The sequence below is a fragment of the Microbulbifer sp. Q7 genome, assembly GCF_001639145.1.
GTDB lineage: Bacteria > Pseudomonadota > Gammaproteobacteria > Pseudomonadales > Cellvibrionaceae > Microbulbifer.
This window is the reverse complement of record NZ_LROY01000001.1, coordinates 929,123-951,242: the sequence shown is the minus strand read 5'-3', so window position 1 is coordinate 951,242 and position 22,120 is coordinate 929,123. Positions and strand designations below refer to the sequence as shown.

20 protein-coding genes are annotated in these 22,120 nt (G+C 60.7%); 10 read left to right on the top strand and 10 right to left on the bottom strand.

Annotated features, from left to right (window positions below):
- The first annotated feature begins 54 nt into the window (after positions 1-54).
- Positions 55-2,409, top strand: a complete 2,355-nt coding sequence (locus AU182_RS03810) for a Tex family protein (protein ID WP_066960837.1) — start codon at positions 55-57, stop codon at positions 2,407-2,409.
- A gap of 58 nt (positions 2,410-2,467) precedes the next feature.
- Here the strand turns inward: AU182_RS03810 and rluA are convergent, their stop codons facing one another.
- The 3 genes from rluA to AU182_RS03795 form a co-directional block, all read right to left on the bottom strand.
- Positions 2,468-3,136 (bottom strand): bifunctional tRNA pseudouridine(32) synthase/23S rRNA pseudouridine(746) synthase RluA, encoded by a 669-nt coding sequence (rluA, locus tag AU182_RS03805; RefSeq protein ID WP_066960833.1) that lies wholly within the window; start codon positions 3,134-3,136, stop codon positions 2,468-2,470.
- Positions 3,137-3,224: 88 nt separating this feature from the next.
- Complete coding sequence (locus tag AU182_RS03800) at positions 3,225-3,914, bottom strand: TetR/AcrR family transcriptional regulator (protein ID WP_066960830.1); 690 nt, start codon at positions 3,912-3,914, stop codon at positions 3,225-3,227.
- A 218-nt stretch (positions 3,915-4,132) separates the two neighbouring features.
- The gene (locus AU182_RS03795; RefSeq protein ID WP_066960827.1) at positions 4,133-5,809 is read right to left on the bottom strand and encodes an NAD(P)/FAD-dependent oxidoreductase; all 1,677 of its coding nucleotides are present in this window, start codon (positions 5,807-5,809) and stop codon (positions 4,133-4,135) included.
- Here AU182_RS03795 and AU182_RS16720 point away from each other — a divergent pair.
- Positions 5,802-5,954: a hypothetical protein gene (locus tag AU182_RS16720; RefSeq protein WP_227718107.1), complete on the top strand. Its 153-nt coding sequence runs from the start codon at positions 5,802-5,804 to the stop codon at positions 5,952-5,954. The genes AU182_RS03795 and AU182_RS16720 overlap by 8 nt on opposite strands.
- Positions 5,955-6,032: 78 nt before the next feature.
- On the opposite strand, the gene AU182_RS03790 is transcribed toward AU182_RS16720, so the two are convergent.
- Both AU182_RS03790 and ampC read right to left on the bottom strand, forming a co-directional pair.
- Positions 6,033-6,782 (bottom strand): 4'-phosphopantetheinyl transferase, encoded by a 750-nt coding sequence (locus AU182_RS03790; RefSeq protein WP_082859190.1) that lies wholly within the window; start codon positions 6,780-6,782, stop codon positions 6,033-6,035.
- A gap of 11 nt (positions 6,783-6,793) precedes the next feature.
- A complete protein-coding gene (gene ampC, locus AU182_RS03785) occupies positions 6,794-8,050 on the bottom strand; it encodes a class C beta-lactamase (RefSeq protein ID WP_066960821.1) in 1,257 nt (418 codons plus the stop codon).
- Positions 8,051-8,298: 248 nt separating this feature from the next.
- On the opposite strand from ampC, the gene AU182_RS03780 reads away from it, so the two are divergent.
- Positions 8,299-8,889 (top strand): NUDIX hydrolase, encoded by a 591-nt coding sequence (locus AU182_RS03780; protein WP_066960818.1) that lies wholly within the window; start codon positions 8,299-8,301, stop codon positions 8,887-8,889.
- 18 nt (positions 8,890-8,907) lie between these two features.
- On the opposite strand, the gene hutG is transcribed toward AU182_RS03780, so the two are convergent.
- Positions 8,908-9,861: a formimidoylglutamase gene (gene hutG, locus AU182_RS03775; RefSeq protein ID WP_066960815.1), complete on the bottom strand. Its 954-nt coding sequence runs from the start codon at positions 9,859-9,861 to the stop codon at positions 8,908-8,910.
- Positions 9,845-11,074 carry an imidazolonepropionase gene (gene hutI / locus AU182_RS03770; RefSeq protein WP_066960812.1) on the bottom strand — a complete coding sequence of 410 codons (1,230 nt, stop codon included), beginning with the start codon at positions 11,072-11,074 and terminating at the stop codon, positions 9,845-9,847. The genes hutG and hutI overlap by 17 nt, the downstream gene beginning before the upstream one ends.
- Before the next feature lie 414 nt (positions 11,075-11,488).
- Between hutI and hutC the strand changes: the two genes are divergently transcribed.
- The 3 genes from hutC (at position 11,489) to hutH (ending at position 15,786) form a co-directional block, all read left to right on the top strand.
- Complete coding sequence (gene hutC, locus AU182_RS03765) at positions 11,489-12,226, top strand: histidine utilization repressor (protein WP_066960809.1); 738 nt, start codon at positions 11,489-11,491, stop codon at positions 12,224-12,226.
- A 257-nt stretch (positions 12,227-12,483) separates the two neighbouring features.
- Positions 12,484-14,157, top strand: coding sequence for a urocanate hydratase (hutU, locus tag AU182_RS03760; RefSeq protein ID WP_066960807.1), 1,674 nt, complete (start codon positions 12,484-12,486; stop codon positions 14,155-14,157).
- Between the two features lie 78 nt (positions 14,158-14,235).
- Complete coding sequence (gene hutH, locus AU182_RS03755; RefSeq protein WP_066960806.1) at positions 14,236-15,786, top strand: histidine ammonia-lyase; 1,551 nt, start codon at positions 14,236-14,238, stop codon at positions 15,784-15,786.
- A gap of 104 nt (positions 15,787-15,890) precedes the next feature.
- Here hutH and AU182_RS03750 read toward each other — a convergent pair whose 3' ends face one another.
- From AU182_RS03750 to AU182_RS03740, 3 genes are all read right to left on the bottom strand, one after another.
- Positions 15,891-16,193, bottom strand: a complete 303-nt coding sequence (locus AU182_RS03750; protein ID WP_066960803.1) for a superinfection immunity protein — start codon at positions 16,191-16,193, stop codon at positions 15,891-15,893.
- An 88-nt stretch (positions 16,194-16,281) separates the two neighbouring features.
- Positions 16,282-16,914 (bottom strand): hypothetical protein, encoded by a 633-nt coding sequence (locus tag AU182_RS03745; RefSeq protein WP_153039104.1) that lies wholly within the window; start codon positions 16,912-16,914, stop codon positions 16,282-16,284.
- Positions 16,915-16,922: 8 nt separating this feature from the next.
- Positions 16,923-17,420, bottom strand: coding sequence for an RNA polymerase sigma factor (locus AU182_RS03740; RefSeq protein ID WP_066960799.1), 498 nt, complete (start codon positions 17,418-17,420; stop codon positions 16,923-16,925).
- A gap of 220 nt (positions 17,421-17,640) precedes the next feature.
- Between AU182_RS03740 and AU182_RS03735 the strand changes: the two genes are divergently transcribed.
- From AU182_RS03735 to AU182_RS03720, 4 genes are all read left to right on the top strand, one after another.
- Positions 17,641-18,033 (top strand): MerR family DNA-binding transcriptional regulator, encoded by a 393-nt coding sequence (locus tag AU182_RS03735; RefSeq protein ID WP_066960796.1) that lies wholly within the window; start codon positions 17,641-17,643, stop codon positions 18,031-18,033.
- Between the two features lie 50 nt (positions 18,034-18,083).
- Entirely contained in the window at positions 18,084-19,253 is a 1,170-nt protein-coding gene (locus AU182_RS03730; protein ID WP_066960794.1) for an isovaleryl-CoA dehydrogenase, read from the top strand.
- A gap of 175 nt (positions 19,254-19,428) precedes the next feature.
- Entirely contained in the window at positions 19,429-21,036 is a 1,608-nt protein-coding gene (locus AU182_RS03725; RefSeq protein WP_066960792.1) for a carboxyl transferase domain-containing protein, read from the top strand.
- A 192-nt stretch (positions 21,037-21,228) separates the two neighbouring features.
- Positions 21,229-22,026 carry an enoyl-CoA hydratase/isomerase family protein gene (locus AU182_RS03720; RefSeq protein ID WP_066960790.1) on the top strand — a complete coding sequence of 266 codons (798 nt, stop codon included), beginning with the start codon at positions 21,229-21,231 and terminating at the stop codon, positions 22,024-22,026.
- The last annotated feature ends 94 nt before the right edge of the window (positions 22,027-22,120 follow it).

The following is a 22,120-nucleotide window of genomic DNA, read 5'->3' as shown; positions in this document are numbered from 1 at the left end:
CGCCGCCGTCGGAAAAGTGACCATCGATGACCTCCCGAGGATGTAAATAACAAGATGTTGGATATCAACGCCCGTATTGCCGAAGAACTGAACGTGCGCCCGCAGCAAGTGGCTGCCGCCGTAGGCCTGCTGGACGAGGGCGCAACGGTGCCCTTCATCTCCCGCTACCGGAAAGAAGTGACCGGTGAGCTGGACGACACCCAGCTGCGCAACCTGGAAGAGCGCCTGCGCTACCTGCGCGAATTGGAAGAGCGCCGTGCCGCTATCCTGAAAAGCATCGACGAGCAGGGAAAACTTACGCCGGAACTGGCACAGCAGATCAACGCGGCCGACACCAAGAACCGCCTGGAAGATCTCTACCTTCCTTACAAACCCAAGCGTCGCACCAAGGGCCAGATCGCCATCGAGGCGGGCCTGGAGCCATTGGCCGACGCCCTCTACGCCGACCCTACCCTGAACCCGGAAGAGGAAGCCCAGAAGTACCTCAACACGGAAAACGAAGACGCCGCCCTGCATGTGAAAGACATCAAGGCCGCCCTCGACGGGGCCAAGTTCATCCTGATGGAGCGCTTTGCCGAAGACGCCGAGCTGCTGGGCAAGCTGCGCGATTTCCTGAGCCGCGACGGCCAGGTGAAGTCCAAGGTACTCGCCGGCAAGGAGGAGGAAGGGGCCAAGTTCCGCGACTACTTTGAATACGCCGAAGACTGGTCCAAGGTGCCCAGTCACCGCGCCCTGGCCATCTTCCGCGGCCGCAACGAGGGTATTCTGGCGATCAACCTGGGGCTCGACGGCGACGAAGAGCGCCCGGCCACCGCCAGCCACCCCTGCGAGGCCATGATCGCCCGCCATGTGGAAATCGAAGATCACGGCCGCGCCGCGGACAAGTGGTTGGGTGAGGTGGTGCGCTGGACCTGGCGCATCAAGCTGCTCACCAGCCTGGAAACCGACCTGCTGGGCCAGCTGCGCGAGAAGGCGGAAGAGGAAGCCATCAAGGTGTTCTCCCGCAACCTGAAAGACCTGCTGCTCTCCGCCCCCGCCGGCCAGAAGGCCACCATCGGCCTCGACCCGGGCCTGCGTACCGGGGTGAAAGTTGCCGTGGTCGACGCCACCGGCAAGGTGCTGGACCACACCGCCATCTACCCCAACCCGCCGCAGAACAAACTGGCGGAATCCGCCGCCGTGATCGCCACCCTGTGCAAGAAGTACGATGTGGGCCTGATTGCCATCGGCAACGGCACCGCCAGCCGCGAGACCGACAAGTTCGTGGGCGAGACCATCAAGCAGTTCAAGCTCACCGCGCAGAAGGTGATGGTGAACGAGGCCGGTGCCTCCGTGTATTCCGCCTCCGAATTCGCCGCACGCGAATTCCCCGACCTGGACGTGACCATCCGCGGCGCCATCTCTATCGCCCGCCGCCTGCAGGACCCGCTGGCGGAACTGGTGAAGATCGAGCCCAAGTCCATCGGTGTGGGCCAGTATCAGCACGACGTGTCCCAGTCACAGCTGGCGCGCTCCCTCGACGCGGTGGTGGAAGACTGTGTGAACGGCGTCGGCGCCGAGCTGAACTCCGCCTCGGCGCCGCTGCTGGCGCGTGTGTCCGGCCTCAGCCAGTCCATCGCCAACAACATCATCAGCTACCGCGACCAGAACGGCGCGTTCAAGAGCCGCGACCAATTGAAGGAAGTGCCGCGCCTCGGGCCCAAGGCGTTCGAACAGGCCGCCGGCTTCCTGCGTATCAACAACGGCGAGAACCCGCTGGACAAATCCGGGGTACACCCGGAGTCGTACATCGTGGTGAAGCGTATCGCGGAGAAGAACGGCCGCGAGATCAACAGCCTGATCGGCGATTCCGGCTTCCTGCGCCGCCTGAACCCGGCGGATTACACCGATGAAAAATTCGGCCTGCCGACGGTGAAAGACATCATTGCCGAGCTGGAAAAGCCCGGCCGTGACCCGCGCCCGGAATTCCGTACCGCCCAGTTCGAAGACGGTGTGGAGGAAATCAAGGACCTGCGCCCGGGCATGGTGCTGGAAGGCACCGTCACCAACGTCACCAACTTCGGTGCCTTCGTGGACATCGGCGTGCACCAGGACGGCCTGGTGCATATCTCCGCGCTCTCGGAGAAGTTCGTCAAGGACCCGCACGAGGTGGTGAAGGCGAACGACATCGTCAAGGTGAAGGTGATGGAAGTGGACGTGGCGCGCAAGCGTATCGGTCTGTCCATGCGCATGAGTGACGAGCCCGGCGAACAGGGCAGCGGCGGCGTCAAGAAAGGCGACCACCGTGAGAGCAGACAAGCGCAACGCCACAACAACCGCAGCCGCCAGCAACAGGGCGGTGGCAACGCCGGCGGGGGTCGCGGCAGCATGGGCGACCTGCTGGCAGCGGCGATGAAGGGCAAGAAGTAAGCGCTGCTTGCCAACCAACAAAAATGGGCGGTGTTACACCGCCCATTTTTGTTTTTCCCTAGCTCAGATCCACAAATCCTTCCCCGGGATTGCACAGAAAGTGCATCTCTTTCCCCAGCACCGGATGCTCAAACCCCAGCGCCTGTGCGTGCAGCAGCAAGCGCGGCGCCGCGGCCAGTGCTTGCGGATGTGCGTAGAACGGGTCGCCCAGGATCGGGTGGCCCATGGCCTGCATATGTACCCGCAGCTGGTGTGAGCGACCGGTGACCGGGGTCAGCTGCAGCAGGCTGGTGTTGCCATCGCTGTCGAGTTTCTGCCAGCGGGTCAGCGACGGCTTGCCGGATTCGAAACACACCTTTTGCCGCGGCCGGTTCGGCCAGTCGCAAATCAGCGGCAGGTCCACCTCGCCCTCATCCCGCTCCGGCTCACCCCAAACACGCGCCAGATAATTTTTTTCCACCTGACGATTCTGAAACAGACCACTCAACTGGCGGTGCATGCCCGCACCCAGCGCCATCACCACCAGCCCGGAGGTATCCATATCCAGGCGGTGCACAATACGCGCTTCGGGATATTCCGCCTGCGCCCGGCTGGCGAGGCTGTCCTGATGTTCGGGCGCGCGGCCCGGTACCGTCAGCAGGCCACTGGGCTTGTCCAGCACCAGCAGGTGGGCATCGGCGTAGACGACATCCAGATACGGGTCGGTGGGTGGATGGTAGGGGCGCAAAACTCGAACTCGGTGCAGGCCAATGGGACCAGGGGGTGATGGGGCCAGAGGGCGATGGAAAAGGTGGGAAGATATCAGCCCGAGGCGATTACACGCAGAAGCCGCGCATCAAGCGCAGCAGGACATCACGGCTCGACGGCCCCTTGACCTGCACACTGCTGACGTTGGAAAAATCCAGGCATTGCACGGTCCACAGGAACAACTGGGCATCCAGCTCCGGAGCTTCTGCGCCGATGGGCCGGATAAAACGCAGCGCGATCTCCGCAAGCCAGTCGTTGTAGGCCTGAATTTCCTCGGCGAGGGCTTCCGAGGGGTGCTGCTCAAACAGGTACTGACTCTCAATACGCAACTGGTCCCGACGGGAAGACAGTCCACTGTCGATCATTTGAGCGAAAATGTCGGCGATGCCTTCAATGTAGCGATCACAGTCCTCCACGACACCATCGGCACCCTGCAGCTGGGCCAACAGCGCATCGCCGCGACGGACCAGATCCGCATTGACCGGCTCCATCGATTTAACAAACTCGCGGAATGCCGCCACCAGAATGTTGTCGATGGTGCCGAAGTAATAGGTGGTCATCGCCAGCTGCACGCCCGCGGCACTGGCAATGGAACGGTGAGACAGGGCAGCGAGCCCCTTCTTGGCAATGATGTCCAGGGTCGCGTTGAGGATTTTGGCCTTGGCGATCTCGCGTTTCTCGGCCTTCTTGTTCGTGGTAGAGGCCTTGCGCGATGTCTCCTCGGGAGTAATTTTGCCAGCGTCGAAGCCGGTTGCCATGTCGATTGCCTCAAACAGGAATTATGCGGGTGCAGAGGGAAATGAATGCCAAACCCTATACAATGGCCAATTATTGGTCAATCGTGCAAGTTGTGCACGCTCAACAGCGGTTTTGTCGCGCTAATCCCTGAAAGTGGCTGTCCGTTCACATTTTTCTGAGCAAGTCTCCCTATCAGCCTGCCCGAGAATTGGGCGCTACCGGCCGATTCCGCACCCGCTCAGGGGGCCCGGAGACGATCAGCGTCCAGCTTGGACACCGGTGGCGCGCTTGGGCTCCCATTATTTCCTGCTGAATTCCCGCTAAAAATCCGACGAATCACCGCCCCACCCCGGCGCCATCCCAGCAGGCTTTGCGCGGTCACCAGCCCGGCAAACATGGCGCCCGCGACCCCACAGCTCATGATGTCCTGTCCAGTGAGATACAGGCCGGGCACCCGCGTCTTTGGTCGCAACCAGGACTGCGCAAAGCGGGCCGGGTCGTGGTTGAGGCCGTAGATTTCCCCCTGGGTGTAAGCGCAGAAATGACGCGTGGACAGCGGGGTGGAGAGTTCGCAGTAATCGATCTCCCCGCGCAACTGCGGGAAATGCCGGTACAGGTGCGCCAGCAAGCGCTCGCTGAACTGCTGCTTCAGGGCCTCGTAGTCTGCGCCGCGCTTGCCCCAGGTTTTCTCCTGCCAGCGTTCGAACCACGCGTATTGTGCCGGTGCCACCACTTCGATGGTGGCGCGGCCGGGATAGCGGCGCTCGAAATCCGGGTCTTTGGCAGAGGGGAAAGAAATGTACACCAGTGGAATTTCCGCGCCTGGGTCCTGCAGAAACGCCTCGGTGTCTGCCTGGTAGTCCGGGCTTGGATACAGCCAGTAATTGGTTTTCGGCAAACCGAGCTCCGCGGCGGTTTTCCTCAGGCCGATGTACAGGCACAGATGGCTCATCGAAGGTTGCACCGCTTGCAGCTGGCGGGGATAGCCGGCGGCACTTGCGGCACTTTCCGGCAACAGTTTTTCAAACGTGTTGAACACGCCCGCATTGGAGATGACCGCCGGTGCAAAGATTTCTGTTCCATCCTCCATGCGTACACCGGTTACCCGTGCGCCATCCAGCAACAGGGTGTCTACCCGCGCGTAGGTAAATACCTCACCGCCGGATTTCTGGATCTGCGGAATAATGGTTTCGGCCATCTTGCTGGCGCCCCCCACCGGGTAGTAGCCCCCGTACAGGTAGTGCTTGGCGATCAAGGCGTGAATAATGAAACTGCCGTTTTTTGGCGTCATGCCGTTGTCGCCCCACTGCCCCGTGAGCACCGCAATCAACGTCTCGTTATCCGTCAGCTCTCTCAGTACTTCGTAGGTCGTCTGGTGCAGGAAGTCCGGCCAACGCAGTTTTTTGTACAGGCTGAACAGAGGGGCGCACCAGCGCGGGCACAGTTTCTCAAGCGTGATCAGGGGCATGGCGCTGGCCACCGCCATCACCCGCTCCAGATACGCCTCAATCACCGGCCGCTGGCCGGGGAAGCGCCGGCTGAGCTCATCGACAAACGCCTCCCGGCCCGCTACCAAATCGTATTGCTCGTCACCCAGGCAGATGCGGTCGTAGGTGCTGTCCATGGGGGCCCACTGCAGGCGGCCACCGGAGATGAAGTCGAACAGCTTACGCGTCATGGTGGGGTGGCCACCCACATCGCCAATATAGTGCACCCCCACATCCCACTCGTAGCCATTGCGATCGTAGGCATGGGTAAAGCCGCCTGCGGTGTAGTGCTGCTCAAGTACCAGCACTTTTTTTCCGGCGGCACTCAGCAGGGCCGCCGTTGTCAGGCCCCCGATACCGGAGCCGATGACAATGGCATCGTAGGGCCCCGCGAGTCGCCCGGCACGATAGCGTCGGCCAATGCGCAAACGGCTCGGTTTGGGCTTGGAACTGGAACTGGAACTGGAACTGGAACTGGAACTGGAACTGGAACTGGAACTGGAACCTTCAGAGGGTACTGAGGTATTGGACGCAGACATGGGCAGCCTCGGCGTTTTCTTTTTTATTATGTGATTACCGAACCACCTTAGCCGTCCACTAATGGATGTGCAACGCATTGCACTATACCGGAAAAAGTCGCTTGTGATGCCCTCAGCCGCTCCCCCCCGCACGCGCACGGCCGGGCAACTTTCCGCAGGTCAGCGATTGGATCCAGTGCTCACCGAGGGTGAACTGACAGCGGTACTCCCGCGGCAGGTGGTATTTGCTGGCGAAGGATTCACTCAGGCGCAGCACCAGAATCTGCTCGTCCAGGCAGAGCGCTGTGGCCTCGGCCACTTCAAAGCCAAAGTAGTCGTGCACCAACGGGTACAGCGCCTTGAACAGACTCTCTTTGGCAGAAAAGATCAGGGTGATGACCGCCTGCTCTGACAGCCCCCCGGCGCACAGCCGCTCCCGCTCCGGACGTGAAGACACAACCGGTGCCACCTCGCCGCACACCCCGGCGGGCATGATTACTTCCCTATCAATACCCAGGTAGTCCAACTCGGTACGCACGCTCACTGCGCACACCGCGGTACCGTCTGCGTGGGAAATGGAGCCCACCACGCCGTCCGGCCAGAGAGGATTGCGGCGCTCGCCGATGCCAACCTGAGTGCTCCCAACATCTGCCGGAGACAGATACTGCAGCGCCAGCGACGCAGCGTAGCGCCCGGCAAGAAACTCCGCCTGCCGCTTGGGCACCGAGCGTGCAATGGATTCCGGCATGGCAATGCTGAGCTCGGTGAACAGCCCTGGCTGATAGCGGTCGGTATCAAACGCGCAACGCACCACGCGCACCCCGCTTCCCGGCGCTATCTCCGTGCACACCTCGCCGATAAACCCGCCCGTCTCTCGCATCATCCTTGCCGCCGTTATCCCCTGGTATTTTTCTCTGTGAGGCTGCTGCCGTGTGCAGGCTGACCGTGTGTCGTCACTACACCTGGCACTACACCAGAGACATCCTCCGCCCCGGCTTCCGGTGCGGCGATCACGTCCGGCAGGATTGCCCGCAAAATGCCATGCAACATCGTAACCCGCTCATCGTTAGGAAAATACTTGTTGGCCAACAGCACGAAGCCGAATTTTTTCTCGGGGATAAATGCCACGTAGGTAGAAAAACCGCCGGTAGACCCAGTCTTGTTAATCAGCACATTGCGCTGCAGTGGCAGCGGCGGCGAGATCGCCGTTACCGGATGGTCATCACGAATCATTGCGCGCGAGTTGCCCGCCAACAGGTGCGCCTTGTTCAGCGGCAGGGCGTACTGCTCCCACACCATATCCTGCACGTAAAAATCGGTGCGAAAGTACCCTTGGCGGGTAATCCGCAATGCCTGCTGTATTTCCGGTGCGACCTTGATCAGTTCCATCTGCGCCGCCAGGTAGCGGGTCAGGTCTGCGGCACTGGACCGCACGCCATAGGCCTCTTCCCCCAGCAGGCCGATCGTTACCCGGACGGGCTGATGCTTGCGGTTGTGCCCCTCGGCATAGCCGGCCATGTTTTCCTCGGGCACTTCAATAAAAGTGTGCCCGAGACCGAGCCCACGAAATACAGAATCCTGCATGGCCCGGGCAAAAGGCTGATTGAGGCTGCGCGCTGCTACCACCCCCAACAGGCCACTACCGGGGTTGGCGTAGGTACGTTTGCTACCGGGGGTGTACTGCGGCTGCCAGTTGCGGAAGTAGCCCAGCAACTCGTCCTCGCTGCGCAGCTCTGCCGGCAACTGCAGCGGAAAATGTCCGGCGGTGTGCGTGGCCAGGTTCAGCACCGAGACATCGTCCATAGCACTGCCGCGCAGTGCCGGTAGATACGTACTGACCGGCGCGTTGAAATCCAGTGCGCCCTTTACCTGCGCGTAAGCCGCCAGGGTGGCGGTAAACGTCTTGCTCACCGAGCCGATCTCAAACAGGGTGTGCTCGGTAACCGGCGCACCGCCCTCCAGCGCAGTTTCCCCCAGGTTGAAAAAATAGGGTTCACCCTCGATGGTCAATGCCAGCGCCATTCCGGGGATGCGATGTTTTTCCACCACTGGTTGAATGGCGTCGATCACCGCGGCCTCCAGCTGCTGGGAGGAGAGCGTGCCCGCCTGCACCAACGATGGCGCCAGAGCCCACATCCAGAGCCCGCACATCAGCGCTCCCCAGCGGACGGGAGCGGACAGCGTGCAACAGGCAGTGATCGGTGACGGCATGGTGAGGTCCCTGTGAAATGGTTGTTTTTGGACGTTATCTAGCCCGGATTATGACCCGTGGCACGCTAAATAGTGCCATTTCGGTGCGAATCGACACCCACCCAAGTAAAAGAGTACTCGAAAGCCGGGGCAAGCCTCAGATACACTTTAGGGAATCCCCCATTTGCAGTGAAAGCAGTTCCGGGCCCATGCGATCATTTCTGAAAAAAGCCGTTCTCCTGATGCTTGCCCTGGGCCTGCTGACCGCGCTCGTGTTCGTGGCCTTCCCGGGGCTCAAGTATGAGCTCTATCGCCAACTGCCGCCGAAAATCCGCTGGAACATTTCCTTCGCGCTGACAGACAAGTTTGTGGTGGGCATGGTGTATTTTGTGGAGCGCAACAATCAGCTGCTGCTGGTGCGCCATACCTACCAGGACAAGTGGGCACTGCCCGGAGGCTGGGTGGAACGCCACGAGTCTTTCGAGGAATCGGCGCGGCGGGAACTGCGCGAGGAGCTCGATATCAAGATTGATGATTTCGAAGTGCTGGAAGTGAACAAGGTGCCGCGCTCGGGCATCATCAACATCGCGATCCGCGGGCGCCTGAAAGACAAGCAGGTGACCATCCGCGACGGCGAAATTTATGGTTATCGTTTCTTCGAGCTGCACAACCTGCCAGAGGACGTGATCTACACCCACAAGCCATACATCAAGCGCTACCTGAAGGCCCGGCGCCCCCCACGGCAGTTGCCGCCAGAGGAGCCGGCGACGCCCTCACCCCCGGAGCGGCAGACGCCGTAACGGTTTCCCGTTCTCGCCTTATCCCTTGATGCCGTTGGCAATTTGGAACACCACCCGTGCGGCGGTGCGTGCGGCGTGGTCCTCGATGTCGAAATAGGGATTGAACTCGGCGATATCCGCCAGGCATACCTTTTTCGACTCCAGCACCGTGTCCAGCAGCGGCTCGAACAGCTCGAACGCCACCCCGCGCCCGGCGGGCGCGCTCACCGCCGGCATCACGGCGGCCGGGAAGACGTCGAGGTCGATGGTCAGGTACACAAAATCCACCCGCTCGATAAAGTCCGCGATCTGCCGCTGCACCAGTTCGAGACGCCAGGGCACGATCTCACGGTCGGAAATCACCTGCGCGCCGAGCTCTTCCGCGCGGTTGTACAGCGCAGGGGTATTGGCGGTCGCCGCGGCACCCACGCATAGATAATTGAATGGCCGGCCGTTGACGTCGCACTGCTCGGCAATCTGGAAAAACGGCGTTCCCGACGAGCCTTTCGGCGCGGGCAGGCGCAGGTCCAGATGCGCATCAAAGTTGATAATGCCGAGAGTCTTGTCCCGCTGCTGCTCGCGCATCCAGCGGGCGATGCCCTGATAGCTGCCATAGGCGATCTCATGGCCGCCGCCGAGCACCAGGGGAAAGTGGCCGGCGGTCATCAGGTCGGTGATGCGCGCGCCGAGCATGGCCTGGCCGGATTCCAGGTCGTCTTTTTCCACCCGCACATTGCCGGCGTCGTAGAGCGGCGCGCCGAAGGTCTTGGGCAGGTTGGCCAGGGCCAGGCGCAGTATGCGCGGGCCCTTGGCGGCACCGATACGCCCCTTGTTGCGGCGCACCCCTTCATCGGAGGCGAAACCGAGAATCGCCAGCCCCGGGGGGCTGTCGAGATGCAGCGGCACGATGTCCTGGTGCCAGCGCTTGCCGGCCTTGCCATCTTCACTATCGACTCGCCCGCTCCACAGGCGCATATCAGCCAGCTGTAACATGCTGTCCCCCAACAAAAATGTCCGCAGGTTTCAGGGCACCCACCTCGTAGGCCAACTGGTCTGGCGTTTCCATCGGCCACAGGGCCATGTCGGCGCGCAACCCGGCGCGCAGCACACCCCGCGAGCAACACACCCCTAGCGCGCGGGCCGCGGAGCGGGTAACCCCGGCAAGGGCTTCGGCGGGGGTGAGACCAAACAGGTTGCAGCTCATGTTCATCATCAGGCGCAGCGACGCAATAGGACAACTGCCCGGGTTGAGATCCGTGGAGATAGCCATGGGCACACCGGCGGCACGCAGTTTGTCGACCGGAGGTACGCGGGTTTCCTTCAAGGTGTAGAACGCGCCCGGCAGGAGCACAGCGGCGGTGCCGCTTTCCGCCATGGCGGCGATGTCTTCATCGGTGATGTATTCAATATGGTCCACAGACAGGGCCCCGGCGCGGGCGGCCATGCTGGTGGCCCCGGTAGAGGCGAGCTGCTCGGCGTGGACTTTCACCGGCAGGTCCAGCTTCTGTGCCGCGGCAATCACGCGCTCGCACTGCTCCACAGAGAAGGCGATATTTTCGCAGAACATATCCACGGCATCGGCCAGCTGCTCTTTAGCAACCGCCGGCAGGATTTCCTCACACACGAGCTGGATGTAGTCGTCGGCGCGGCCATCGTATTCCGGTGGCAGGGCATGGGCGGCGAGGCAGGTGGTGAGGATGCTGACCGGATGGTGTTGCGCGAGCCGGCGGGCGACCCGCAGTTGTTTCAGCTCAGTATCGAGGTCGAGGCCATAGCCGGATTTGATTTCGACGGTAGTGACACCCTCACCCATCAGGGCCTTGAGGCGGGGCTCGGCTTTGCGATAGAGCTCTTCGGCACTGGTGGCGCGGGTGGCGCGTACAGTGGAGAGAATGCCACCACCGGCGCGCGCGACTTCCTCGTAGCTTTCACCGCCCAGGCGGCGGGCAAATTCACCGGCGCGGTGGCCACCGTAGACCAGGTGGGTATGGCAGTCGATCAGTCCCGGGGTCAGCCACTGGCCCTCGCCGTCGATTACCTGATCGGCGGCGGTTTCGGGCAGCTTCCGGCGGGGGCCGATCCACACAATTTTGTTGCCGGTCACCGCCACCGCGGCATCCTCCACCGCACCGTAGGCACCAGGCCGGGACGGATCCATCGTGGCCGCGTGGACATTTGTAATCAGCAGATCACAGCGCTCAGTCATATTTTCTCACTGGATTGGCGTTAATTGTAACGATAGCCCTGTTGGGGCGTTTTGGCGCGGTTTCTCTCCCACAAGAGCGCTGTTCTAGCTCTGTGGCGGTCGAGCACCGGGTATGGCTTTTTGAAACCGCGGTGAATACATCCCTGTACGCTGCGTCAGCGGCGTCCCTGCCGCTGACGCTTTCAAAAAGCCATACCCGGCACTCAACCTTCCATTCGTAGTTCTGCACTTCAAACGCCAGCGCCCTAAACTCGATCCGGGGTCCGCGTGGGAGCCCGCCAGCAGGTGAACAGCCGCCCCACTTATTGACAGCAACCGCAATCAAATCCATAGTTGCCCCAACAACACACTTGTATATACAAGAATGTACAACCAAGTGGACACTCTACCCGAGCAGGCAAAGGCCACACAAGTATGAGCAGTCAGATTCCTTCAGGTATCACAGAGCCCGGCAGCCAGCCCCGCTACGCTGCGATCAAAGCGCATATCCGCGCCCAGATCGAATCCGGCGAGTGGGCCGCCCACTTTCGCGTGCCCTCGGAAAACCAGCTCGCCCACGACTTCAACGTCAGCCGCATGACTGCCCGCCGCGCCCTGTCCGAGCTCACCGACGAAGGCGTACTCATCCGCTCTCAGGGCCTCGGCACCTTCGTTGCCGAACCGGTACCGGCGGGCTCGCTGCTGGAAGTACGCAACATAGCCGACGAAATTGCCGCGCGTGGTCACAGCTACGCCAACCGCATTCTCAAACTCGAACAAACCACCGCCAGCACCGAAGTCTCCGTGGCCCTCAGCCTCGCCGAAGGCAGCGCTGTCTACCACTCAGTCATCGTGCACCTGGATAACGACCTGCCGATCCAGTTCGAAGAACGCTATACCAACCCCACCCTGGTGCCGGAATACCTGCAACAGGACTTCACCGCGGCCACGCCCAATGAATACCTGACCCGCGTGGCGCCGCTGACAGAAGCGGACACCACGGTAGAAGCGATTGGTGCGGATGACACCGTTGGCGAAGCGCTGGAGATTAAACCAGGCACCGCCTGCCTGCAGATCTGGCGGCGCACCAAAAGTAGTGCCGGCACCGTGAGTTTTGCGCGGTTGGTACATCCGGGAAATCGATACCGACTGGGCGCACAACTTAGGTTTTAAGAACCAGCTCGCCTGCAACGCAGTAAAGAAATTTGAATCGAAGGCGGGGTGCCGGGTGTAGGTTTTCAGGAGCGTCGGCGACATGGACGTCGCCGACGCAGCTTACAGGGACGTACTTGTAGCGGTCCTGAAATCCTACACCCGGTGCCCCGCCGCCACCGGACCAAAATCCGGAGCACCCAATACCACAGGGCCAAAAGCCCACAAAAAATCAAATTCAAAACTATCCACAGAATTTGAAAATAGACGAGGCAACCATGACCGATAAACGCCACGACCCCAGCCGTAAAATTGCCGCCCCCACCGGCACCAAGCTGAACGCAAAAAGCTGGCTCACCGAAGCCCCCCTGCGCATGCTGATGAACAACCTGCATCCCGACGTCGCCGAACGTCCGGAAGACCTCGTCGTGTACGGCGGCATCGGCCGCGCCGCGCGCGACTGGGAGTGCTACGACAAGATCGTCGAAGTGCTGCAGCGCCTGGAAGACGACGAAACGCTATTGGTCCAGTCCGGCAAACCCGTCGGCGTTTTCAAAACCCACGCCGACGCCCCCCGCGTACTCATCGCCAACTCCAACCTCGTCCCCCACTGGGCCAACTGGGAGCACTTCAACGAGCTGGATAAAAAAGGCCTCGCCATGTATGGCCAGATGACCGCCGGCTCTTGGATCTACATCGGCTCCCAGGGCATCGTCCAGGGCACCTACGAAACCTTTGCCGCAGTTGCACGTAAACACTTCGACGGTGAAGCCAAAGGCAAATGGGTACTCACCGGCGGCCTCGGCGGCATGGGCGGCGCCCAGCCACTGGCCGCCACCATGGCCGGCTTCTGCATGATCGCCGTCGAGTGCGATGAAACCCGCATCGACTTCCGCCTGCGTACCGGCTACGTCGACAAGAAAGCCACCAGCCTCGACGACGCCCTGGCAATGATCAACGATGCCATGGAAAAGGGAGAGGCCATCTCCGTTGGCCTGCTCGGCAACGCCGCTGACGTCTTCCCGGAAATTGTCGAGCGCGGCATCCTGCCGGACTGCGTTACCGACCAGACCTCCGCCCACGACCCGCTGAACGGCTACCTGCCGCAAGGCTGGACCATGGAGCAGGCTGCCGAGATGCGCAAACGCGACGAAGCCCTGGTGGTAAAAGAAGCGAAGAAATCCATGGGCGTGCAGGTGCAGGCCATGCTCACCCTGCAGGAGCGCGGTGCCGCCACCCTCGACTACGGCAACAACATTCGCCAGATGGCCTTTGAAGTAGGCGTGGAAAATGCGTTCGACTTCCCCGGCTTCGTACCCGCGTATATCCGTCCGCTGTTCTGCGAAGGCATCGGCCCCTTCCGCTGGGCAGCACTGAGCGGCAACCCGGAAGACATCTACAAGACCGACGCCAAGGTCAAGGAACTGATCCCGGACAATCCGCAGCTGCACAACTGGCTGGACATGGCCCGCGAGCGCATCCAGTTCCAGGGCCTGCCCGCGCGCATCTGCTGGGTCGGCTTGAAAGACCGCGCGCGCCTGGCGCTGGCGTTCAACGAAATGGTTGCCAACGGCGAACTCGAAGCGCCGGTGGTCATCGGCCGCGACCACCTCGACTCCGGCTCCGTAGCCAGCCCCAACCGGGAAACCGAATCCATGCTGGACGGCAGCGATGCGGTCTCCGACTGGCCGCTGCTGAACGCCCTGCTGAATACCGCCTCCGGCGCTACCTGGGTTTCCCTGCACCACGGCGGTGGGGTGGGCATGGGCTTCTCCCAGCATTCCGGCGTGGTCATCGTGTGTGACGGCACCGACGCGGCGAAAAAACGCATCGAACGCGTACTGTGGAACGACCCGGCCACCGGCGTGATGCGCCACGCCGATGCGGGCTACGACATCGCCAAGCAGTGCGCCAAAGAGCAGGGTCTAGACCTGCCGATGCTGAAAGACTGATTGGCAAGTTTTTTAATTTATAGCCGCCATGTCATTGCGACATGGCGGAAGTAAACAATATTTTCGGTGAGAAAATTTATGTACCAACTGGAAATCACCCCCGGCCAACTGAGCCTGGAGCAATTGCGTCGTGTGGCCCGCGAGGCGGTAAAACTGACCCTGAACAAAGACGCCCACGCCGCCATCAATGCTTCCGCAAAAACCGTGGCCGATGTGCTGGAACAGGGTCGCACCGTGTACGGCATCAACACCGGTTTCGGCCTGCTGGCAAACACCAGTATCAAGCAGGAAGACCTGGAAACCCTGCAGCGCGCTATCGTCCTGTCCCACGCCGCCGGCACCGGCAACTTCATGAGCGAAGACACCGTGCGCCTGCTGATGGTACTGAAGATCAACTCCCTCGCGCGCGGCTTCTCCGGCATCCGCCTGGAAGTCATCGAGGCGCTGATCAAGCTGGTCAACGCCGGCGTGTACCCGGCCATCCCGGAAAAAGGCTCCGTGGGTGCCTCCGGCGACCTGGCACCGCTGGCGCACATGAGCGTGGTATTGCTGGGCGAAGGGGAATGCTTTATCAACGGCGAACGCAAACCCGCGTCCGAAGGCCTGCGCTTTGCGGAAATGCGTCCGGTGGTACTGGCGCCGAAGGAAGGTTTGGCACTGCTCAACGGCACCCAGGCTTCCACCGCGTTTGCCCTGCAGGGGCTGTTCTCCGCCGAGGACCTGTTCGCCGGCGCCGTGGTTACCGGCGCGCTGACCCTGGAAGCCGCCAAGGGCTCGCGCCGCCCGTTCGATGACCGCATCCACATGGTGCGCGGCCAGCAGGCACAGCGCGATGTGGCCGCGAGCTACCGCGACCTGTTGGGTGACCAGAGTGAAATTGGCGAGTCCCACGAGGACTGTGAAAAAGTTCAGGATCCCTACAGCCTCCGCTGCCAGCCCCAGGTGATGGGCGCCTGCCTGCAGCAGATCCGCTTCGCCGCCGAAATCCTGCTGGCGGAAGCCAATGGCGTTTCCGACAACCCGCTGGTATTTACCGATGTGGACAACCCAGAAAACTCCGACATTATTTCCGGTGGCAACTTCCACGCGGAACCGGTGGCCATGGTCGCCGACAACCTGGCCCTGGCCATCGCGGAAATTGGCTCCCTGTCCGAGCGCCGCATGGCGCTGCTGATCGACTCCAACCTGTCCGGCCTGCCGCCGTTCCTGGTGGACAACGGCGGCGTGAACTCCGGCTTTATGATCGCGCAGGTCACCTCCGCGGCACTGGCCAGCGAGAATAAGACCTTCGCCCACCCGGCGAGCGTGGACTCCCTGCCCACTTCTGCCAACCAGGAAGACCACGTGTCCATGGCCACCTTCGCCGGCCGCCGCCTGCGCGACATGGCCGACAATACCTGCGGCATCCTCGCGGTAGAGCTGCTGGCCGCCTGCCAGGGCCTGGACTTCCGCGCCCCGCTGAAGACCACCGAAAAACTGGAAAACGCCAAGGCTGCGCTGCGCGAACGCGTCTCTTTCTACGACAAGGACCGCTACTTCGCACCGGATATCGAGGAGGCCAAGCAGTTGCTGGCCAGTGCGTATTACCGCGAGTATCTTGCCACTGAAATGCTGCCGAGCAATCGCTAGAAACTGCACCAGCAAACTGCACTAAAAGCCTTCGCTGGTACGCGCCCTTGCGTGCCAGCGAAGGCTTTTTACTACGCTATTTGAACATGACATGTATGCGGGGATTAGCTCTCCGCCTTGATCGCCACCGTCGAACCATCAGCCCCATACTTCTTGGCGAGCTTTCCGCTCACCTTGCCAGTAGCCGCCCATACCAACAGCGCCACCCAGGCGATCCATGACAACCCTGCAGGCACATTGGCGAGGAAAATTTTGCCCAGATGATTCCGGTTAAAAAATATTGCCAGCAAGCTCGGCAAAAACCAGATCGCAAAAAAGAAGATGACGAAGCCCACGGTTTGCACCAGGTTCATTTGGACAAACAGTTCGAGGAAGTCGGAAAATTTTTGTTCAAGGTTCGACAACATGGTGAATATCTCTTTCGTGATTAGTGTGAATTATTGACTGATCGATCGACACCTTGTGTAGTACCCCTGCCATCCATTTTCTTACAATTTATTTTTCACTTGCCTCGATATTTTCCCGCTGCCATTTTGCAATCTGCCGCTCGCTACTTTTTATCCGATGCCAGTACCAGGCGCTCCAGAAGCCCATCGCCAGTGCAAACACGGTGATCCAGGTCATGGCAAAACGACCGTCACCAGCGAAAATCGGCTCCAGCCAGCCATAGCCCGACAGCCACTGCCACACGGCAAAAATACCCAGCTCCGCAATAAAAAACAGCCAGGTAAAGCGCAACATTCGGCGCTTGCGCACCAGTCGCAGTCGCGCCAGATCCAGATAGCCGCCCACGGATTCTTCGAGTGGTTCCCACACACCTCGACGGTTGGCAACGGAAAAGGCCATGGCCCAGGCCAAAAGCACGACCACCAGCAACGCGCGCCAGGGGGCATCGCCGGCCTCACTATGGAGTATCAAGTAGACACCACCGACACCGACCACCAGCGACGCGATCCATTCAAACCACGCATACCAGCGCATACGACGCTCCTGCCGGACTACCTGCGCGCGAATGGCTGTAGGTACCGGCACTTCCACTGGCGATTGCCGCCAGAGGCTTGCCAATTCCTGCAGCCCATCATCTGCGCTTTGATCAGCGCCGGACTGGCTGTGTTCTCTATTATTCATGTGCGGATTCACACCGTTTCACTCAATTTACTGTTCAAGCGTTCGCGCGCTCGGTTAAGGCGCACCGCCACGTTGGACTCGCTGATACCGAGCACTTCGGAAATTTCGCTGTAGCTCAGGCCCTCGAAGCGCAGGGTCAATACCTGGCGCATACCCAGCGGCAGTTGCGCCACCGCGCGCATCAGCCGCTCGGCGTCACGGCGCTGCAACAACTGCGTCTCGGGCCCCGGACGCTCGTCGGCGACCGTCTCCAGCACCTCGCCATCCTCGCTGTCGCGACGGCGGGCCAGCTGGGTAACACTACGGTTGTGGGCGATGCGGTAGGCGAAGGTGCGCGGGCTGGCATCCCCACGGAACCCGGGCAGCGCCCGCCAGATGGCGAGCCAGATCTCCTGCACAAGGTCCTCGCGCTCTGCCCGGTTACGGACGTAGCTGCCTGCCAGGCGGGCGATACCGCTGCCACAGTCCTCGATCAGCTGTTGAAATAGTTGTTCGCGCGCGTCCAAGTTGTGCTTCTTCCATCTGGTGAGGCCGCTCTATTGCGGGTAATGCCACTTACTGTACCCAGCGGCGCCAAAACCTTACATAAATTTTGCCCCCTGGTTTGAGGCCTGCCGCCAGCGATACCGAAACCAAAATCGCCGACCCAGTCACAATTCATCACGAACCAAAGTTTACGTTAACGTAAACGTCAACTACACTTCGGGCTGATCTGAGGAATGGCACATGAGCAATACCACTGCCGGCAGCTACAGCATTTCCGAGCTGGCCCAGGAATTCGGGATTACCACCCGCACCATCCGCTTCTATGAAGACAAGGGGCTTCTGACCCCCCAGCGGCGCGGGCAGACGCGGGTGTACAGCCCCGAAGACCGGGTGCGCCTGAAGCTGATCCTGCGCGGCAAGCGGCTTGGTTTCTCGCTCGACGAGAGCCGGGAAATCATCGATATGTATGACCCGGCCCACGGCAATGTGGAGCAGCTCAATCGCCTCCTCGAACGGATTGATGCCAAACGCCAGCAGCTGCGACAGCAGCAGCGCGACATCGAGAAGGTGTTGGCCCAGCTGGACGATGCGACCGCCCGTACCGAGGCGGCGCTGAAAGAACAGACAACCTGAATACCGATTACTGAATAAAAACCTCTGACGGATCCAAAGCGGAGCACGCGATGAATACTCCTTACCCAACCCTGAACTTCGACCTCGGCGAAGAAATCGACATGCTGCGGGACATGGTCTACAAGTTCTGCCAGGCAGAGCTGGCGCCGCGCGCGGCACAGATCGACGAGGACAATCTGTTCCCCGCCGACATGTGGAAGAAGTTCGGCGAGCTGGGTCTGCTGGGGATGACTGTGGAGGAGGAATACGGCGGCTCCAATATGGGCTACCTGGCACACGCGGTGGCGATGGAGGAAATTTCCCGCGCATCTGCGTCCGTCGGCCTGTCTTACGGTGCCCACTCCAATCTGTGTGTAAACCAGATCCGCAAGAACGGCACCCCGGAACAGAAAGCGAAGTACCTGCCGAAGCTGTGTTCCGGTGAGCACATTGGTGCGCTGGCGATGAGTGAGCCCAACTCCGGTTCCGATGTGGTGAGCCTGCAGCTGAAGGCGGAGAAGAAGGGCGATCGCTTTATCCTGAACGGCAACAAGATGTGGATCACCAACGGTCCGGATGCGCATACTTATGTGATCTATGCGCGCACGGAGCCGGGTATCAGCTCCGGTGGCATTACGGCGTTTATTGTTGAGCGCGGTTTCAAGGGTTTCACCCAGGCGCAGAAGCTGGACAAGCTGGGTATGCGCGGCTCCAACACCTGTGAGCTGGTGTTCGAGGACTGTGAGGTGCCGGAGGAGAATATTCTGGGCCAGCTGAATGGCGGTGTACGCGTGCTGATGAGCGGCCTGGATTACGAGCGCACGATTCTGTCCGGCGGCCCGGTGGGTATCATGCAGGCGTGTATGGATATTGTTGTGCCGTACATTCACGACCGTAAGCAGTTTGGCAAGGCGATTGGTGAGTTCCAGCTGATGCAGGGCAAGATCGCGGATATGTATACGGACCTGAACGCGAGCCGCGCTTATCTGTATGCGGTGGCGAAGGCTTGTGACCGCGGTGAGGATTCGCGCAAGGATTCTGCGGCGGTGATCCTGTTTACTGCGGAGCGTGCGACGCAGATGGCGCTGCAAGCTATTCAGACGCTGGGTGGCAACGGCTACATCAATGAGTACGCCACCGGCCGCCTGTTGCGCGATGCCAAGCTGTACGAGATCGGTGCGGGCACTTCCGAGATCCGCCGCATGCTGATTGGTCGCGAGCTGTTTAACGAGACTCGCTAAGTTCTTTTTTATTTCCGGTGGCGGCGCTGCTGCCGGTACAGGTTTGCCAGACACGTCGTGAACCCATCCCTGGGGACTCTTCTAAAACATCCCTGTTTTAGAAGGTCTGGCAAACCTGTACCGGCACCAGCACCTTCGCATCAAGATTCAGACTACGAACGGCCTCGTGTTATCTATGAATCAGATTCAGAGCAAAATAAATTCCCGAGATTCAGCGTTTGCGGAAAACCGCGAACAGATGCAGAAGATCGTGGACGACCTGCGGGAAAAACTGGAAACCATCGCCAAGGGCGGCAGCGAGCGCGCGCGGGAGAAACACGTTTCTCGCGGCAAGCTGCTACCCCGCGAGCGTATCGACACCCTGCTCGATCCGGGCAGTCCGTTCCTCGAGTTTTCACAAATGGCCGCATTTGATGTGTACGGTGAAGACGTGCCGGCGGCGGGCATCCTGACCGGTATCGGTACCGTGGCCGGTCAGCCCTGTGTGATCGTTGCCAACGATGCGACGGTGAAAGGCGGGACCTATTATCCGCTGACGGTGAAAAAGCACCTGCGTGCGCAGGCGATTGCCGAGCAGAATAATCTGCCGTGTATCTATCTGGTGGATTCCGGCGGTGCCAACCTGCCGCGTCAGGACGATGTATTCCCGGACCGTGAACATTTCGGGCGGATTTTCTTTAACCAGGCGAATTTGTCGGCGAAGAACATTCCGCAGATCGCGGTGGTGATGGGCAGCTGTACTGCCGGGGGTGCATATGTGCCGGCGATGGCGGATGAGTCCATCATGGTGAAGGAGCAGGCGACGATTTTCCTGGCGGGTCCGCCGCTGGTGAAGGCGGCGACCGGTGAGGAGGTATCTGCCGAGGAGCTGGGCGGGGCCGAGGTGCACTGCAAGACTTCCGGGGTTTCCGATCACTTTGCCAATAACGATACCCACGCACTGCAGATTGCGCGCAATTCCGTGGCGCGCCTGAACCGGGTGAAGAATCCGGGGCTGGATATCCAAAAGCCAGTGGAGCCGATTTATCCGCCGGAAGAGATCTACGGCATTGTGCCGAAGGATTCCCGCCAGCCGTTTGATGTGCGCGAGATTATTGCGCGTGTGGTGGACGGTTCCGAGTTTGACGAATTCAAGGCGCTGTACGGCAACACGCTGGTGACCGGGTTTGCGCGTATTCACGGCTATCCGGTGGGCATTGTGGCCAACAATGGCATTCTGTTTGCCGAGAGTGCACAAAAGGGCGCGCACTTTATCGAGCTGTGCGCACAGCGCAATATTCCGCTGGTGTTCCTGCAGAACATCACCGGTTTTATGGTGGGTAAGCAGTACGAAGCCGGCGGTATTGCCAAGCACGGCGCCAAGATGGTGACGGCGGTTGCCACTGCCAAGGTACCCAAGATCACCATTCTGATCGGCGGCTCTTTCGGTGCCGGCAACTACGGTATGTGCGGACGCGCCTACGATCCCAACTTCCTGTTTATGTGGCCGAATGCACGCATCTCGGTGATGGGGGGCGAGCAGGCGGCGGGCGTGCTGGCGCAGGTGAAGAAAGACCAGATGGCGGCGCGCGGTGAAGAGTGGAGCGAGGAAGACATCGCCAAGTTCAAACAGCCGATCATCGACGACTACGAGCACCAAGGTCACCCCTACTACGCCTCCGCGCGCTTGTGGGACGACGGTGTAATTGATCCGAAAGATACACGCACTGTACTGGGCTTGTGCCTGGCGGCGGCCACGCACAAGGAGCCGGAGGAAACGAAGTTCGGGGTCTTTCGAATGTAGTTCTGGGCACTGGGATAGTATGGCGCGGGTCCTGCTGCCGGTACTGGTTTGCTGGACACGAGCTAGGCGCCCCCCCTCAACCCATCCCTGGGGGCTCTGCACCGCCATCCATGGCGGTGAAGGTCCAGCAAACCAGTACCGGCATCAGAACCTTACAGACTCCGTAGCGACTGCCAACTTCAAGGAATCATCATGACCGAAAAAATGCTGTGCGACATCGACAACGAAGGCGTTGCCACGGTTACCCTCAACCGTCCTGAAATCCACAACGCCTTCGATGACGACCTGATTCGCCAGCTCGGCGAAACCTTCGACAACCTCGCGCGCAGTGGCGGTATTCGCGCACTGGTGCTCGCGTCCAACGGCAAAAGCTTTTCCGCCGGTGCCGACCTCAACTGGATGAAGCGCATGGCCGAATACAGTGAGGACCAGAACCGCCAGGACGCCGCCGCCCTCGCAGCCATGCTGCACAAACTCGACCAGTTCCCGGCGCCCACCATCGCCCGGGTACAGGGCGCTGCGTTTGGCGGTGCCGTGGGCCTCGTCAGCTGCTGCGACATCGCCATCGCCGCCGAGCGCGCCAGCTTCTGCCTGAGCGAGGTCAAAATCGGCCTGCTGCCCGCGACCATCAGCCCGTACGTCATCAACGCCATCGGCACCCGTCAGGCGCGGCGCTATTTCGTTACTGCCGAACGCTTCTCCGCCGAACGCGCCAAGGAAATCGGCCTGGTGTCGGAAGTCGTCCCCGAGGGCGAGCTGGATTTAACCGTGCAGCAGCTGGTGAACAACATCACCGACAACGGCCCCAATGCCGTCACCATGGCCAAGCAACTGGCCATGTCCATGTCCAACCGGGTTGTTAATGACGAGCTGCAGGGCCAAACCAGTGCACTGATTGCCGCCGTGCGCGTGTCCCCGGAAGGACAGGAAGGGTTAAGTGCGTTTCTGGAGAAGCGTGCGCCCAGTTGGATGAATACCAGCGAAGAGTAAGTTTGCCCCGACGCTTACAACGCACAGACGTTTAAATTGAAGGGCGGGCGTCGGGGGCAGGTTTTCAGGATCGTCGCAAACAGGATGTTTGCGC